Source organism: Hylemonella sp. P2_B10 (assembly GCF_056404875.1).
The window spans coordinates 1,119,608-1,134,226 of the sequence record NZ_JBFUDE010000003.1 but is presented as its reverse complement, the minus strand read 5'-3'; the positions used below and the strand labels follow the sequence as shown (position 1 = coordinate 1,134,226).

The 14,619-nt window shown below is 67.1% G+C and carries 13 protein-coding genes; 10 read left to right on the top strand and 3 right to left on the bottom strand.

Translation table 11 applies throughout. The features are described from left to right. Nucleotides 1-3 precede the first annotated feature (3 nt). Complete coding sequence (locus tag AC1DX2_RS17610) at nt 4-492, top strand: hypothetical protein (protein ID WP_477197649.1); 489 nt, start codon at nt 4-6, stop codon at nt 490-492. A 32-nt stretch (nt 493-524) separates the two neighbouring features. On the opposite strand, the gene AC1DX2_RS17605 is transcribed toward AC1DX2_RS17610, so the two are convergent. From AC1DX2_RS17605 to AC1DX2_RS17595, 3 genes are all read right to left on the bottom strand, one after another. Beyond that, nucleotides 525-860, bottom strand: coding sequence for an NIPSNAP family protein (locus AC1DX2_RS17605; RefSeq protein WP_477197648.1), 336 nt, complete (start codon nt 858-860; stop codon nt 525-527). A gap of 210 nt (nt 861-1,070) precedes the next feature. Beyond that, nucleotides 1,071-1,454: a hypothetical protein gene (locus tag AC1DX2_RS17600; protein ID WP_477197647.1), complete on the bottom strand. Its 384-nt coding sequence runs from the start codon at nt 1,452-1,454 to the stop codon at nt 1,071-1,073. Between the two features lie 41 nt (nt 1,455-1,495). Beyond that, nucleotides 1,496-3,511, bottom strand: a complete 2,016-nt coding sequence (locus tag AC1DX2_RS17595; RefSeq protein WP_477197646.1) for an ATP-binding protein — start codon at nt 3,509-3,511, stop codon at nt 1,496-1,498. Between the two features lie 111 nt (nt 3,512-3,622). On the opposite strand from AC1DX2_RS17595, the gene AC1DX2_RS17590 reads away from it, so the two are divergent. From AC1DX2_RS17590 to AC1DX2_RS17550, 9 genes are all read left to right on the top strand, one after another. Further along, nucleotides 3,623-4,669, top strand: coding sequence for a DUF2817 domain-containing protein (locus AC1DX2_RS17590; RefSeq protein WP_477197645.1), 1,047 nt, complete (start codon nt 3,623-3,625; stop codon nt 4,667-4,669). Nucleotides 4,670-4,766: 97 nt separating this feature from the next. Beyond that, complete coding sequence (locus AC1DX2_RS17585; RefSeq protein WP_477197644.1) at nt 4,767-6,464, top strand: AMP-binding protein; 1,698 nt, start codon at nt 4,767-4,769, stop codon at nt 6,462-6,464. Nucleotides 6,465-6,514: 50 nt separating this feature from the next. Then, nucleotides 6,515-8,191, top strand: a complete 1,677-nt coding sequence (ushA, locus tag AC1DX2_RS17580) for a bifunctional UDP-sugar hydrolase/5'-nucleotidase UshA (protein ID WP_477197643.1) — start codon at nt 6,515-6,517, stop codon at nt 8,189-8,191. Between the two features lie 107 nt (nt 8,192-8,298). Then, nucleotides 8,299-8,442 carry a hypothetical protein gene (locus AC1DX2_RS17575; RefSeq protein ID WP_477197642.1) on the top strand — a complete coding sequence of 48 codons (144 nt, stop codon included), beginning with the start codon at nt 8,299-8,301 and terminating at the stop codon, nt 8,440-8,442. A 36-nt stretch (nt 8,443-8,478) separates the two neighbouring features. Then, on the top strand, nt 8,479-10,653 hold the full coding sequence (locus AC1DX2_RS17570; protein WP_477197641.1) for a PAS domain-containing hybrid sensor histidine kinase/response regulator: 2,175 nt from the start codon (nt 8,479-8,481) through the stop codon (nt 10,651-10,653). Then, the gene (locus tag AC1DX2_RS17565) at nt 10,643-11,311 is read left to right on the top strand and encodes an RluA family pseudouridine synthase (protein WP_477197640.1); all 669 of its coding nucleotides are present in this window, start codon (nt 10,643-10,645) and stop codon (nt 11,309-11,311) included. The genes AC1DX2_RS17570 and AC1DX2_RS17565 overlap by 11 nt, the downstream gene beginning before the upstream one ends. Before the next feature lie 71 nt (nt 11,312-11,382). Then, nucleotides 11,383-12,141 carry an SDR family NAD(P)-dependent oxidoreductase gene (locus AC1DX2_RS17560; RefSeq protein ID WP_477197639.1) on the top strand — a complete coding sequence of 253 codons (759 nt, stop codon included), beginning with the start codon at nt 11,383-11,385 and terminating at the stop codon, nt 12,139-12,141. A gap of 5 nt (nt 12,142-12,146) precedes the next feature. After that, nucleotides 12,147-13,151, top strand: coding sequence for a P1 family peptidase (locus AC1DX2_RS17555; protein ID WP_477197638.1), 1,005 nt, complete (start codon nt 12,147-12,149; stop codon nt 13,149-13,151). A gap of 28 nt (nt 13,152-13,179) precedes the next feature. Then, nucleotides 13,180-14,598 carry a TAXI family TRAP transporter solute-binding subunit gene (locus AC1DX2_RS17550; RefSeq protein WP_477197637.1) on the top strand — a complete coding sequence of 473 codons (1,419 nt, stop codon included), beginning with the start codon at nt 13,180-13,182 and terminating at the stop codon, nt 14,596-14,598. Nucleotides 14,599-14,619: the final 21 nt, after the last annotated feature.

Sequence of the window (14,619 nt, the reverse complement as noted above, 5' to 3'; positions counted from 1 at the left end):
ACCATGGCGTTTCATCTCGTCCCGATTTCAAAAGGCGGGCACGATGTCACGCCCGCGCAATTCGGGATCTCAGGTCTGAACCCTGTCATTCAGGGGATAGCTCGCAATGACGAGGACAACAGCAGGCTGACGTGGGTGAAATCCCGGGCTCCGAACGGTGACCCGTTTGATGAGGTCTTCGTTGATGCGCTGGAGAAGCAACTCAGGATTTCGCTAGATCGCCAGCAAACTATCTGGTGGACTCCCAACGACAGCTTTTCAGATGCCTTGATCATCCAAATGAGCAGAGTCATTCAGGCTGGCATGGATTGTCTGGCAGGGATTGCACACTTCCCAGCATCCACCAAGCCTAGCGTAGTGGCAGCAATGCGGCCTGCGGACACAACCAGACTACTGCAGCGAAAAAAACTGCTGCAAAACATCGCAATAGTCGGTAGCCTCGTGGCACTCGGCGCAATCATGACTACCGCATTGCTCCGTCAACTTCAATAGCCAAGGTTTTAGCCGACTGACGCTAGCGGTATTCATACCGCGCCGGCTGGCAAGTTCAGCGTGCCGTCCACGCCCTGCACCCACCTCCGCTCCTCCCGCAGGATAAAGCGCTCACGCTGCGCCAGTTCGAAGTTCGCTCGGCCTTCGGGGTCGGTCTTCAATCGCGCGCGGTAAGCCTCGTAGGCCGCCAGGCTGTCAAAGCCGATCAACCCCCAGGCTTCGTAATTGCTGCCCTCATGCGGCAGAAAGTAACCGATCAAATGCCCGCCGCAGCGCGGGATGATGCGACCCCAATTCTCGGCATAGGCCTTGAAGGCCTCACGCTGGAAGGGATCGATCTCGTAACGGATGAAGCAAACCACGGACACGCTGGACTCCTGTGCTGACTGTGTGAGGATGTCAGCATAGGCAAACGTGTTCTCAGACGCTTCGTCGTGCGGCGAAGCAAGAGGGCCAGCAGGATCAGGTCGCCGTGGCGTTCAGCGCAGCGGCATCAAGGAGGAGTGCCGAAGGCCCGGGGGACAGCCGCGGAGCTGAGCGCCGCGGTGGCCTGATCTCGCCAACCAAGGTGGAGCGAGTCAGACCGTACCAGGATCGCCAACCTTCTGCATGGTCGCAGCGCCCACGCCCCCCAGCACCAGCCCGATCACCAGCACATACCACAGCGGCGCCGTACTGGCCTCGGTCGTCAGCGCCGACGCGGCCACCAGCACCAAGCCTATGGCGGCGGCGGCGGCCAGCAGCAGCAGCAAAGCCGACATGGCCACCGACAGCGTGCGTATCTGCGGCGTCTTGGCGCCCATGACAAAGGCCACATAGCCGGCGATGCTGAACAGCGGGAACATCACCCACAGCGTGGCACTGGTCGACCAGGCCACCAGCCCCAGCGGCACGGCCGTCAGCACGCCGCCGCAGAACAAGCCCAGCAGCACCAGCAAGGCACCTATTGCAGCCATCAACATGGTCAAGCTCCTTTCGTCGCCTTTGCCGGCGGGTAGGGGTATTAAAACGCCGAAATCGGTGCCTCGTCCACCGAGGCCGGCGCGTTCAACGGCAGTGTCAGTATGATGCGCGTTCCCTCGCCAAGTTCACTTTCCACCCGTATGCTGCCGCCCAGCACGTCGGTCACCAGGTTGTAGACGATGTTCAGCCCCAGGCCGCTGCCGCCCTGGCCCAGCTTGGTGGTGAAGAAGGGGTCGAAGATGCGCTTTAGGTTGGCCGGGGCGATGCCCACGCCGTTGTCGCCCACCACCAGCTCCATGGCCTGGGCGTCCAGCGGGCGCGCGGACACCGTCACCTGGCCGTGCTCGCGGTTCTCCAGCCCGTGCAGCACGGCGTTGTTGATCAGGTTGCTCAGCACCTGGCCCAACGGGCCGGGGTAGCTGTCCAATGTGATGCTGGGGTCGATCTGGGTGCGCACCTCGTGGCGGGTGCGGCGCAGGTCCGGGCCCATGGTGGTCACGGTCTCGGCCACCATGGCCTCGAGCGTGAAAGTCCTGCGCTTGGCGCTGGTGCGGTCCACCGCCACCTGCTTGAAGCTGCCTATCAGTTCGGCGGCGCCGCGCAGGTTGCGCATCAGGATGTCGGTGGCCTCGCGCGAATTGCTGACGTAAGCCTCCAGCACCGATTTTTTCAGGCCACGCGCCATCTCGTTGGCGAAATCGCGGTTCAGGTCGTGCAGGGTGCTGGCAATGGTCACGCAGGTGCCGATGGGCGTGTTCAGCTCGTGCGCCACGCCGGCCACCAGCGAACCCAGGGCTGCCATGCGCTCGGAACGCTGGATCTCGTCCTGCGCGCCGCGCAGCGTGTTCATGGCGGCCACCAGGTCCTGGTTGGCCGAGTTCAGCGCCTGGGTGCGCTCGGTCACGCGCTGCTCCAGGCTGGCGTTGAGTTCGCGTATGCGTTCCTCATCGCGCCGTTTCTCGGTGATGTTCTCGTTGACCAGGATGGCCACCGATTCGTCACCCAACTCGATCAGCCGGCCCGAAATGCGGCACAGGATGTCCTCTTGCCCGTCGCCGGTGCCGCACCAGGCCTCGAAATCGTGGATCTCGCCTTGCTGCTCCAGCGCGCCCAGCACGTTTCGCCGGTCATCGGGATTGCGCCACAAGCCGAAATCGTCACCGCGCTGGCCGATCACGGCGTCACGCATGCGGCCAAATTGCCGCGTCCACGACTCGTTGACGTCGATGATGCGGTAGTTGTCACGCCGCAGCGACACCGACATGGCAATCGGTGAGGCCTGGAAGATGGCGGCAAACTTGGCCTGCGAAGCCTGCAAGGCCTCCTCGGCGCGCAGCCGCTCCAGCAGCTCGCGCTGCAGCGATTCGTTCTGCACCTCGCGCTGCTTCATCAGGCCACCCAGTTCCACCCGCATGTGGTCCAGGCCCTGGGCCAGGTCTCCCAACTCGTCGGGGCGCATCACCGTCACCGGCGTGGCCAGTTCGCCATGGGCCAGGCGGTCGGCGTCGGCCTGCAGCTGGCGCAGCGGCCGCATCATGCGGCGCTCGAACAGGATCAGCAGCGCAAAGTAGGAGATGGCCAGTTGCACCAACAGGGCGGCAGCCACCTTCAGCGAGCCGGCCAGGAACTGCTGCTCGACCTGCCCGGTGCTCATCTCGATGGTGATGCGGCCTATGGTGGAACCTTCACGCACCACGGGGCGGCTCTCGCGCAGGATCTGGCCACCCGCAGGCGGTGGACGCTTGGACAGCACGAACTGGCCCAGCAGCGCGTCTTCCACCGAGATGCCCACCACGTCCGGGTTCAGCATCACCGAGTCGACAAACGGCTTGGCTGCCGCCGGGTCCACGTTCCACAGCGGGGTGGACATGGCCTGCTCCAGCATGCTGGCGTACTGGGCCAGCAGCCCGCTGACCCGCAGGTCCAGCTCGCGCTGGTGGCTCTCGCGCGCCAGCAGCGGGCCCAGCACAAAGGCTGGCAGCAGGATGCCCAGCGCGATGCCCAGCACCATGGTGCTGCGCAACGATCGCACGCCCAACTGCAGTTTTGACAACATTTCCGTTCAGACGCCGTGGCGGGCTTGTTCTTGCACCCATCTTAACGCCGGAATCCGCCCAGCACGATGGCCGCTGGGTGCATCCGGGCCTGCATGTGCCAAGATACCGCCATGCGCACGCCGCAAGCCCCTCACGACACCTCCGCAGACTCGTTCCCGGAGCTGCAGGAACTGCAGGCCCTGCTGGACGACCCGCGCGGCAGCTTCAGCTCCCGCGTGCTGGCCGAGCCCAGCCTGCGTGGGCGGCGCTTTCCCGTCCACATGGCCACACTGGGCAGCGACGACCCGCAAGCGCCCTGCCTGGGACTGTTCGGCGGCATCCACGGGCTGGAGCGCATAGGCACGCAGGTCATCCTGAGCTACATGCGTTCGCTGATCGCCCGGGTGCAATGGGACGAGTCGCTGCACAACCAGTTGCGCCAGGTGCGGCTGGTGTTCGTGCCCATCGTCAACCCCTGGGGCATGTGGGCCGGCAGGCGCAGCAACCCCAACGGCGTCGACCTGATGCGCAACGGCCCGCAGCGCGCGGAAGACCGCGTGCCCTTTCTGGCCGGCGGCCAGCGGCTGGGACCGTGGCTGCCCTGGTACTGCGGCCAACCCGGCGCGCCCATGGAGCTGGAAAGCGCCGCGCTGCTGGAGGTGGTGCGCCAGGAGCTGACCAGCCGCCCCTTCAGCCTGGCGCTGGACTGCCACTCCGGCTATGGCTGGAACGACAGCATCTGGTTCCCCTATGCCAAGACGCGCCGGCTGATGCCGCACCTGCCGGAGATGTATGCGCTCAAGACCATGCTGGAAGAGGCCATCCCGCACCACAACTACAGCTTCGAGCCGCAAAGCCGCCAGTACCTGCTGCACGGCGACCTGTGGGACCACGCCTATGACCAGGCGCCGGCTGCACATGTGTTTCTGCCCATGACACTGGAGCTGGGCTCCTGGCTGTGGATACGCAAGAACCCCAGCCAGCTGTTCTCGCGCCACGGCATCTTCAACCCCATCAAGGAGCACCGCGTCAAGCGCGTGCTGCGCCGCCATGCCAGCCTGCTGGACTTTTTGACCCGCGCCACCTATGCCAGCACCCGCTGGCTGCCGCTGGCCGAGCGGCGTGTGCAGTTGCAGCACCAGGCGCGCGAGTTCTGGTCGCCCAAGCCGGTGTATTGAACTCGGCTTGATTAAGGTCAATCCCGCATAGGGTCACTCCCGATGTGGGGTCGCTGGCCGTCCTTCAGCATGGCAGGACTGTCACCCACCCTGCACCATGACCGCCACCAACCCCATCGTCATCACTGACAACGAACTGCCGCTGCAGTACTTCTTCCACTGGGAAAAGCACAACGCCGACAAGATCTTCCTGACCCAGCCCATAGGGGGCGGTGCGGTGCGCGACATCACCTGGCGCGAAGCAGGCGACGAAGTGCGCCGCATGGCGGCCTGGCTGAAGGCGCAAGGCTGGCCGGCCGGCAGCTGCGTGGCCATCCTGGGCAAGAACAGCGCCCACTGGATACTGGCCGACCTGGCGATCTGGATGGCCGGGCACGTGTCGGTGCCCATCTACCCCACCTTCAACGGCAAGGCGCTACGCTACATCCTGGAGCACAGCGAATCGCGCGCCTGCTTCATCGGCAAGCTGGACGACACCCACGCGTTGGCCGAGGGCCTCCCCGAGGGCGTGCAACAGATCGCGCTGCCGCTGGCCCCCAAACTGGATATCCCGCAGTGGGACCAGCTGATCGCCGGCACCACGCCGCTGGCCGGTGCACCGGTGCGTGGTGGCGAGGAGCTGTGTACGCTGATCTACACCTCGGGCACCACCGGCAACCCCAAGGGCGTGATGCACAAGTTCAGCGCGCTGTCCTGGGCGCTGAAGAGCGCGGCACAACGGGTGACCATGCACGGCGATGACCGCTACATCTCCTACCTGCCGCTGGCGCATGTGGCCGAGCGCATGGTGGTGGAGCAGGGTGTGCTGCGCAACGGCAGCCGCATCTTCTTCGCCGAGTCGCTGGACACCTTCGTGCAAGACATGCAGCGCGCCCGCCCAACCGTGTTCTTCTCGGTGCCGCGGCTGTGGGTGAAGTTCCAGCAAGGCGTGCACGCCAAGCTGCCGCCGGCCAAGCTCAAGCGCCTGCTGGCGCTGCCACTGATCGGCAACCTGATCCGCAAGAAGGTCCTCAAAGGCCTGGGCCTGGACCAGTGCCGGCTGGCCGCCGGCGGCGCCGCGCCCATGCCGGCCGAGGTGCTGGCCTGGTACCGTGACCTGGGGCTGGACCTGATCGAGGTCTACGGCATGACGGAAAACTGCGGCGTCTCGCACGCCACACTGCCCGGCAGCTTCCACCCTGGCACCGTGGGCCTGCCCTATGCCGGCCTGGAGGCGCGCGTGGACCCGCTCAGCGGCGAGCTGCAAATGCGCAGCCCGGCGGTGATGCTGGGCTACTTCAAGGACCCGGCGCAGACCGCCAGCGCCTTGACCGAGGACGGCTGGCTGCGCACCGGCGACAAGGCGGAGATCAATGCGCAGGGCCTGACACGCATCACCGGCCGGGTGAAGGATTTGTTCAAGACCAGCAAGGGCAAGTACGTGGCGCCCGCGCCGATAGAAGACCTGCTGGTGACCCAGCCCGCCATCGAGGCCTGTTGCGTCACCGGCGCCAACTACTCGCAGCCGTTTGCCATCTGCATGCTGTCGGCCGATGCCATTGCCAAAGGCGCCACGCCAGAGGGCCGTGCCGGGCTGATGGAAGCGATGGCCCAGCATCTGGCCAGCGTCAACCGCAAGCTGGAGGCGCATGAGCAACTGGCCTTCCTGGCGCTGGTGCCTGTGCCCTGGACACCGGAAAACGGCTTCGTCACCCCGACGCTGAAGGTCAAGCGCAACCGCATCGAGGACACCTACAGCCCCTCGTTCGACGCCTGGCTGGCGCAGCGCAAACCGGTGGTCTGGGCCGGCGCCTGAGGGCCTGGGCCAGCGACAAACCGGAAACGCCCGCCTGCTATAAAGTGGGCATGAGTTTTTCTGCCTCCGGGTGGCTGCGCCGCCCTTTCATCACCGCGCTGGGCGCCACCCTGTTGCTGGCCGCCTGCGCCGGCAACCAGCAAGCCCCGCAAACAGCCGCCCCACGCCCGCAACCGGGCGTGGCCTACAAGATCACGGTGCTGCACACCAACGACCACCATGGCCGTTTCTGGAAGAACGCCGATGGCGAGGGCGGCATGGCGGCGCAAAAGACGCTGGTGGACCGCATTCGTGCCGAGGTGACGGCGGCCGGCGGCTACACGCTGCTGCTCAGCGGAGGTGACATCAACACCGGCGTGCCGGAGTCAGACCTGCAGCAGGCCATCCCCGACTTCAAGGGCATGAACCTGCTGCGCTTTGACGGCATGGCGGTAGGTAACCACGAGTTCGACAAACCCTTTGCCACACTGATGATGCAGCGCGACATGGCGACGTTTCCGCTGCTGTCGGCCAACATCTACCGCGACGGCAAGCGGGTGTTCCAGCCTTACAAGATGTTCCAGCTGGGGCCGGTCAAGGTGGCGGTGATGGGGTTGACCACCAAGCGCACGCTTCTGATGTCGGCGCCTGACAACGTCAAGGGCCTGGAATTCCGCGAGGCCATGGACGAGGCGGCACAACTGGTGCCGCAGCTGCGCCAGCAGGCCGACGTGGTGATTGCCGCCACCCACATGGGCCATTACGAAGACGGCAAGCATGGCGTGGAAAACCCCGGCGACGTGGAAATGGCACGCGCCGTGCCGGGCCTGGACCTGGTGGTGGGCGGCCACAGCCACACGCCCGTGTGCATGGCGGCCCCGAATGTGCGCGAAAAGGCCCATGTGCCGGGCGCGCCCTGCACGCCCGAGCGGCAAAACGGCACCTGGATCGTGCAGGCCGAGAACTGGGGCAAGTACCTGGGCCGGGCCGACTTTGAATACCGAGACGGCAGCTTCAAGCTCGTCAACTACACGCTGATTCCCGTCAACCTGAAGGAAAAAACCCGCGACGCCGAAGGCAAGCGTGTCACCCGCCTGTACCAGCCCGAAATCCCCGAAGACACCGAGATGCTGGCGCTGCTGAAACCTTACCAGGACCTCGGCGCCCAAAAGCTGCTGGTGGACATCGGCAGCACCGACGGCACGTTTGACGAAGAGCACGACTACAAGAACCAGTTGCGCCCGGCGCTGGCCCAGCTGATCCTGCACGCCATGATGGAGAACACCCGTGCCGACTTCGCCGTCACCAACACCGGCGGCATACGCGACTCGCTGCCAGGCGGCCGCACCACCTACAAGGACGTGCTGAAGATCCACCCGTTCGGCAACATCATCACCACGGTGGAATTGACCGGCGCCGAAGTGGCGGCTTACATGGCGGTGCTGCAGAAGATGACGCCGACCTCCGGCGCCTACCCGCAATACGCCGGCATACGCCTGACACCGCGCGAAGGCCAGCCGGCCGCCATCACCCTTGCCGGCAAGCCGCTGGAGCCGGCCAGAACCTACCGCATGGTCATCAGCAGCTTTCTCGCCACCGGCGGCGATGGTTATCCCAAGATGACCACCCACCCACGCTACACCGAGACCGGCTTCACCGACGCCGAAGTGCTGCGCGCCTACATCTCGGCGCACAGCCCGCTGTCGGCCAGCCAGTTCCCGCAGATGCCGCCGCCTGCGGCGAGGTAAGCCGCGCGAACAGGGTGTAGCCGGGCGCAGGCGCAGCGCCCCGCGCCTGGGTTGGTAGATAATCCCCTGCGTCGCCTCGCCGGGCCAACCCAACCACGGAGCAAACCATGCCCAAAGGAAACCAGAAGTCCAACAAAGAAGCCAAGAAGCCGAAGAAGGACACCGCGCCGCCCAAGCTGGTGCCCACCGACGCGCCCAAGCCCATCGTCACCACCGTGGTGCCGGTGCGCGGCAAGCTGAAGAACAAGTAAGGTGCAACCCATGCCCGTGGCCAGCAGAACACCGGCATGAACCAACGCGCCAGCGACAACGACAGGCCTTGGCTGCTCAGCGCAGACGAGGCCGACACCCCACCCGCCACGCCGACAACGCCCGCCAGCCAGCAAGGCATGCTGACTGACGGCTACGCGCTGGCGCAGATGGTGGAAGACCTGCGCAAGTACCAGGCCGAGCTGGAGGTGCAGAACGAGGCGCTGCGCTACAGCCAACAGGTGGCCGAGGGCGCTTCCGAGCGCTTCATCACGCTGTTTTCCAGCGTCCCCATCGCGCTGATGGTGGTCAACGAGCTGGGCCAGGTGATCGAGAGCAACGCCATGGCGCTGGTGCTGTTCCGCCCGACCGAAAACGACCGACCGCTGAACTTCCTGCTGCCCACGGTGCAGCCGCAGGACAGCGACCGCGTGGCGCAGGCGGTGGCCCAGGCCAAGGACAACGGCAGCAGCACCGCCACCGAGGTGGCCTTTCTGCACGGTGCGCAAGGTACGTTTGTGGGCGACCTGCACATTGCCCGCATCGACAACGCCGAGGACGACCTGGCCCAATTCATCTGCGGCGTCATTAACCAGACACCGCTGCTGGCCCAGCGCCGCGAGCTGGAGCAAAGCGCTGACGCGCTGCGCCAGCGCAACGAAGAGTTGCACCTGAGCGAGAACCGGCTGGCCGCCGTCATCAATTCGTCGCTGGACGCCATCCTGTGCGTGGACAGCGAGCTGCGCATCACCGTCTTCAACCCTGCGGCAGCCACTTTGTTCGGCTGTCCGGCCGGGCAGGCACTGGGCCAGCCGCTGCAGCGCTTCCTGCCAGACGTGGCGCGCGAATCGCTGCAGTCTCCCTCGGGCCAGCTGGGTGAGATCCAGGCGCGCACCGCCAGCGGCGGCGCGCTGGCGGTAGAGGTCAGCGCCTCGCGCGAGCGCCAGCCGCGCGGCGACGTCATCACGCTGTTTGCGCGCGACCTGACGGCGCGCAACCAGGCCGAGGCGCAGCGCGCGGCGCTGGAAGGCCAACTGCGCCAGTCGCAAAAGATGCAGGCCATGGGCACCATGGCCGGCGGCATCGCGCACGACTTCAACAACATCCTCAGCGCCATCCTGGGCAATGTGGAGCTGGCCAAGCAGGACAGCGCGGCCGGTGGCAACACCGGTGACAGCCTGCTGGAGATCGAAAAAGCCGGCCGGCGCGCACGCGATCTGGTGCGCCAGATTCTGACCTTCAGCCGCAACGACCCGCCCAAGCGCGCACCGGTGCAGCTGGACCAGGTGGTGCACGAGACCACCCGCCTGCTGAAAACCAGCCTGCCGCCCGGCATCACGCTGGAGCTGGCGCTGGACGCCGCCGCACCGGCCGTGCTGGCCGATGTCACCCAGGTGGAGCAGGCGCTGTTGAACCTGTGCACCAATGGCCTGCAGGCCATGGGCGCGCAGCGCGGCAGCCTGCGCATCACGCTGCACGCAGTGGACCTCGACAGCGCGCAAGCGCAGAGCCTGGACCTGGTTCCGGGGCGCTATGCGCGGCTGGCGGTGCGCGACACCGGCGAGGGCATGGACGGCGAGCTGCTGCAGCGCATCTTCGAGCCTTTCTTCACCACCAAGCAGGTGGGCCAGGGCACCGGCCTGGGGCTGTCGGTGGTGCACGGCATCATGCGCGCCCACCAGGGCACGGTGCAGGTCAGCAGCCAGCGCGGCCAGGGCAGTGAGTTCAGCCTGTATTTCCCGGCCACCACCCAAACGGCCACCGAGGCGCCGGAGCAGCCCACGACGGCGCTGCCCGTTGCCGCTGGCCAGCACCATGTGATGTACGTGGACGACGACCAGGCGCTGGTGTTCCTGGTGCAGCGGGTGCTGAGCCGCAGGGGCTACCGCATCAGCACCTTTTCCGACCCGCATGCGGCCGAGGCCGCGCTGCGCGCCGACCCGCAGGCTTACGACCTGCTGGTGACCGACTACAACATGCCCGGCTACAGCGGCGTGGACCTGCTGCGCCAGGCCAAGGCGCTGCGCGCCGACCTGCCAGTGGCACTGGCCTCGGGCTATGTGACGGCCGAGATCGAGGCGGCCGCACTGCGCGAGGGCGCCAACGCGCTGATCCACAAACCCAACGACGTCAACGAATTCTGCGCCGTGGTGCAGCGCCTGCTGCAAGACAGCAGCGGCAAACTCGACAACACATCTGACCATGGGCGCTGAGCCCGCAGCGGCCCGCTGTGCACTGGACGTGCTGTATGCCGACGAGGCGTTGCTGGTGCTGGACAAGCCCGCCGGCCTGCTGTGCGTGCCCGGCCGCGGCGCCGACAAGCAGGATTGCCTGAGCACGCGCGCCCAACGCCTGTTCCCCGACGCACTGGTGGTGCACCGGCTGGACATGGCCACCTCAGGCCTGGTGCTGATGGCGCGCGGCTCCGAAATGCAGCAGCGGCTCAGCCGCGCCTTTGCTGAGCGCGAAGTGGACAAACGCTATGTGGCGGTGGTGCAAGGTGTGCCGCCGCAAAGCAGCGATGCCTGGGACCTGATCGACCGGCCCATCGCCGCCGACTGGCCGCGCCGGCCGCTGCGGGTCATCGACCCGGTCAACGGCAAGCCCAGCCAGACACGCTGGCGCATTGCGCAAGCGCCCAGCGGCGCGCCAGGCGCCACCCGGTTGGACCTGGAGCCACTGACCGGGCGCACGCACCAGCTGCGGGTGCATTTGCAGGCGCTGGGCCACCCCATCCTGGGGGACGCCTTGTATGGCACGGCCGACGGCCAGGCAGCGGCAGACCGACTGTTGCTGCATGCGGCAGCCCTGAAGTTGGCGCACCCTGTCACCGGCCAACCGCTGGAATTTCACAGCCCGGTGCCGTTCTGAACATCGGCGACAGCCACGCTGCTCGCGCGCTGTCGCACAATAGGCCATCCGTCCACGGCTCAGGAGTCCTCATGCCCCAGCACCTGTACATCCTCACCGGCGCCTCGCGCGGCATGGGCCTGGCCATGGCCAGGCAATTGCTGGCGGCCGAGCACACCTTGGTGTGCATCTCGCGCCGCGTCAACAACGAGCTGCAGATACTGGCCGACAACCAGCGCGCCGCGCTGCATCAGTGGCCGCTGGACCTGGAACAGCCCCACACCGCTGTGCAGCAGTTGGGCCAATGGCTGACCGGGCAGGACGGCCGCGCTTACGCCAGCGCCACGCTGATCAACAACGCCGCCGCGCTGCCGCAGATCGGCCCGCTGCGCCGGGGCGACAGCCATGACCTTTCCGGTGCCCTGCGCGTGGGGCTGGAGGCGCCCATGCTGCTCAGTGCCATCTTTCTGGGCGCCACCCAGGCCTGGCCAGGCCGGCGCCGGCTGCTGAACATCTCGTCCGGCCTGGGCCGGCGTGCCATGGCGTCGCAGGCGGCCTACTGCGCGGTCAAGGCCGGCATGGACCACTTCACCCGTTGCGTGGCGCTGGAAGAGGCGCCGCTGGACAACGGCGCCCGGGTCTGCTCGCTGGCCCCCGGCGTCATCGACACCGACATGCAAACCCACCTGCGCCAGAGCCCGGGCCAGCATTTCCCCGACCAGGCCAACTTCATCCAGTTGAAGGAAAAAGGCCAGCTCAGCACGCCGGAGGATGCCGCTGCCCGCGTGCTGACCTACCTGGCGCGGCCCGACTTCGGCAGCGCCCCGGTGGCCGACGTGCGCGAGGCCTGAGCCGCATGGCCAGCGAGCAGCCCATCAACACCGGCGCCATCACCGATGTGGCCGGCATTGAGGTCGGCCACTTCACCGACAGCCGCCGCCCCACCGGCTGCACTGTCATCCTGGCGCGTGCCGGTGCGGTGGCTGGTGTGGATGTGCGCGGCGCCGCACCCGGCACGCGCGAGACCGATGTGCTGCACCCCAGCAACCTGGTGCAGCAGGCCCATGCGGTGCTGCTCAGCGGCGGCAGCGCCTGGGGGCTGGACGCCGCCAGCGGCGTGATGCGCTGGCTGGAGGAGCAAGGCATTGGCCTGGCCACCGGCCACGGCCTGGTGCCCATCGTGCCAGCCGCCGTGCTGTTTGACCTGCCGGTGGGCGACGCCCACATACGCCCTGACGCCGCCGCCGGCTACCAGGCTTGCCAGGCCGCCAGCCGCACCGCGCCCGCACAGGGCAATGTGGGGGCAGGCGCCGGCGCGCTGGTGGGCAAGCTGTATGGCGTGCAGCGGGCGATGAAAGGGGGCGTTGGCATGGCCTCGGTGCGGGTGGACGGCGTCACCGTGGGGGCCATCGTGGCCTGCAATGCCATGGGCGATGTGTACGAGCCCTTCAGCGGCCGCGTGCTGGCCGGCGCCCGCAGTGCCGACGGCGCACACCTGCTGGATGTGCGCCGTGCCGTGCTGGCCGGCGAGCTGCCGCAGGCCCCGCTGCCAGCCACCAACACCACCATTGGCGTGGTGGCCACCGATGCGCAGTTGAGCAAGCCGCAAGCGCAGCGCCTGGCCCAGGTGGCGCACGACGGGTTGGCCCGCACCATCAACCCGGTGCATACGCAGTTCGACGGCGACACGCTGTTCGCGCTGGCCACCGGCGCCAGCGGCAAGACCCTGAGCCCGCTGGTGCTGGCCACACTGGCCGCCGAGGTGACCGCACAGGCGGTGGTGAACGCGATACGCCACGCGCAAGGCATCACGGTGGGTGCGCAACACTGGCCGGCTGCTGCCGACCTGCCGGCCCATTGAAGCGATGAAGCACCCGCCGCTGCCCCCCATGCCCAAAGCCCTGCAGTACACCTTGCTGTCGCTGCGCGACCTGCTGGTGTCGGCCGGGCCTTTTGCGGTGCTGACCGTGCTGCTGCTGGCATTGGCCTACTGGTGGCTGGACCCGATGCCACCGCGCCACATCCGCCTGGCCACCGGCCCGGCGCAAAGTGCGTATGCCGAATTCGGCAAGCGCTACGCCCAGGCGCTGGCCAAAAGCGGCATCCAGGTCGAGCTGCTGCCCAGCGCGGGCGCCTCGCAAAACCTGCAGATGCTGATGGACGGCAAGGCCGACCTCGGCTTCGTGCAGGGCGGCAGCGGCGCCAACACCCGCACGGCCGAGGGCGAAGACGCCGGCCTGCTTAGCATGGGCAGCCTGTTTGTGGAGCCGGTCTGGCTGTTCTACCACCAGGGGCTGACACCCCGGCCGGCGGCGGACAGGCCCCCTGCAGCCAGCCCGACGGCCAAAGCGCGGGCCGCATCGGCACCCGCCCAAGCCGCCAGCGCCGCGCTGGACGCCCTGCCGCAACTGCAAGGCCTGCGCGTCAATGTGGGCACCGCCGGCAGCGGCGTGCCGGCGCTGATGGCCAAGCTGTTCGAAGCCAACCGGATAGACCCCGCCAGCATCACCCTCAGCCACCTGGAGCAGACGCCGGCCACCGTGGCGTTCCTGAACAAGGAGCTGGACGCCATCGTGTTCGCCTCGGCCCCCGAGTCCCAGATGGTGCAGATGCTGCTGGCCACGCCGGGCGTGAAGCTGATGAACTTCGCCCAGGCCGAAGCCTACTCGCGCCGCTTCGCTTTCCTGACACCGGTGATGCTGCCGCGCGGCGTGGTGGACCTGGCCGGCGACGTGCCGGCGCAAAACCTGCGCTTGATCGCCACCACCACCACGCTGCTGGCGCGCGAGCAGGTGCACCCTGCCCTGCTGCAACTGTTCTCGCAAGCCTCGCTGGCGCTGCACAGCAGCGCCGGCTGGTTCAACCGCGCGCACGAGTTCCCCAACGTGGCCAATGCCGAATTTCCACTGGCCACCGAAGCTGAGCGCAGCATCAAGAACGGCGTGCCGCTGCTGCAGCGCTACCTGCCGTTCTCGCTGGCCAACCTGGTGGAGCGCATGTGGCTGGCCTTAGGCATCATCATCGCCATCCTGCTCCCCTTAAGCCGCATCGTGCCGCCGCTGTACCAGTTCCGCATACGCTCGCGCATCTTTCGCTGGTATGCGCAGTTGCGCCAGATTGAGGAGCGCCATGAGCAGGCGCCGGCCAGTGCACCGGCCTTGCTGGAAGAGCTGAACCAGCTGGAGCAACGGGTGGGCAAGATCAGCGTGCCGCTGTCGTACAACGACGAGCTGTATTCGCTGCGTAACCATATTGAGATGGTGCGGCAACGGTTGTCGCGCGCAGAGCCGAGTGCGGCGTCGGCCTGATCGCCAAACCAACATCGCAAA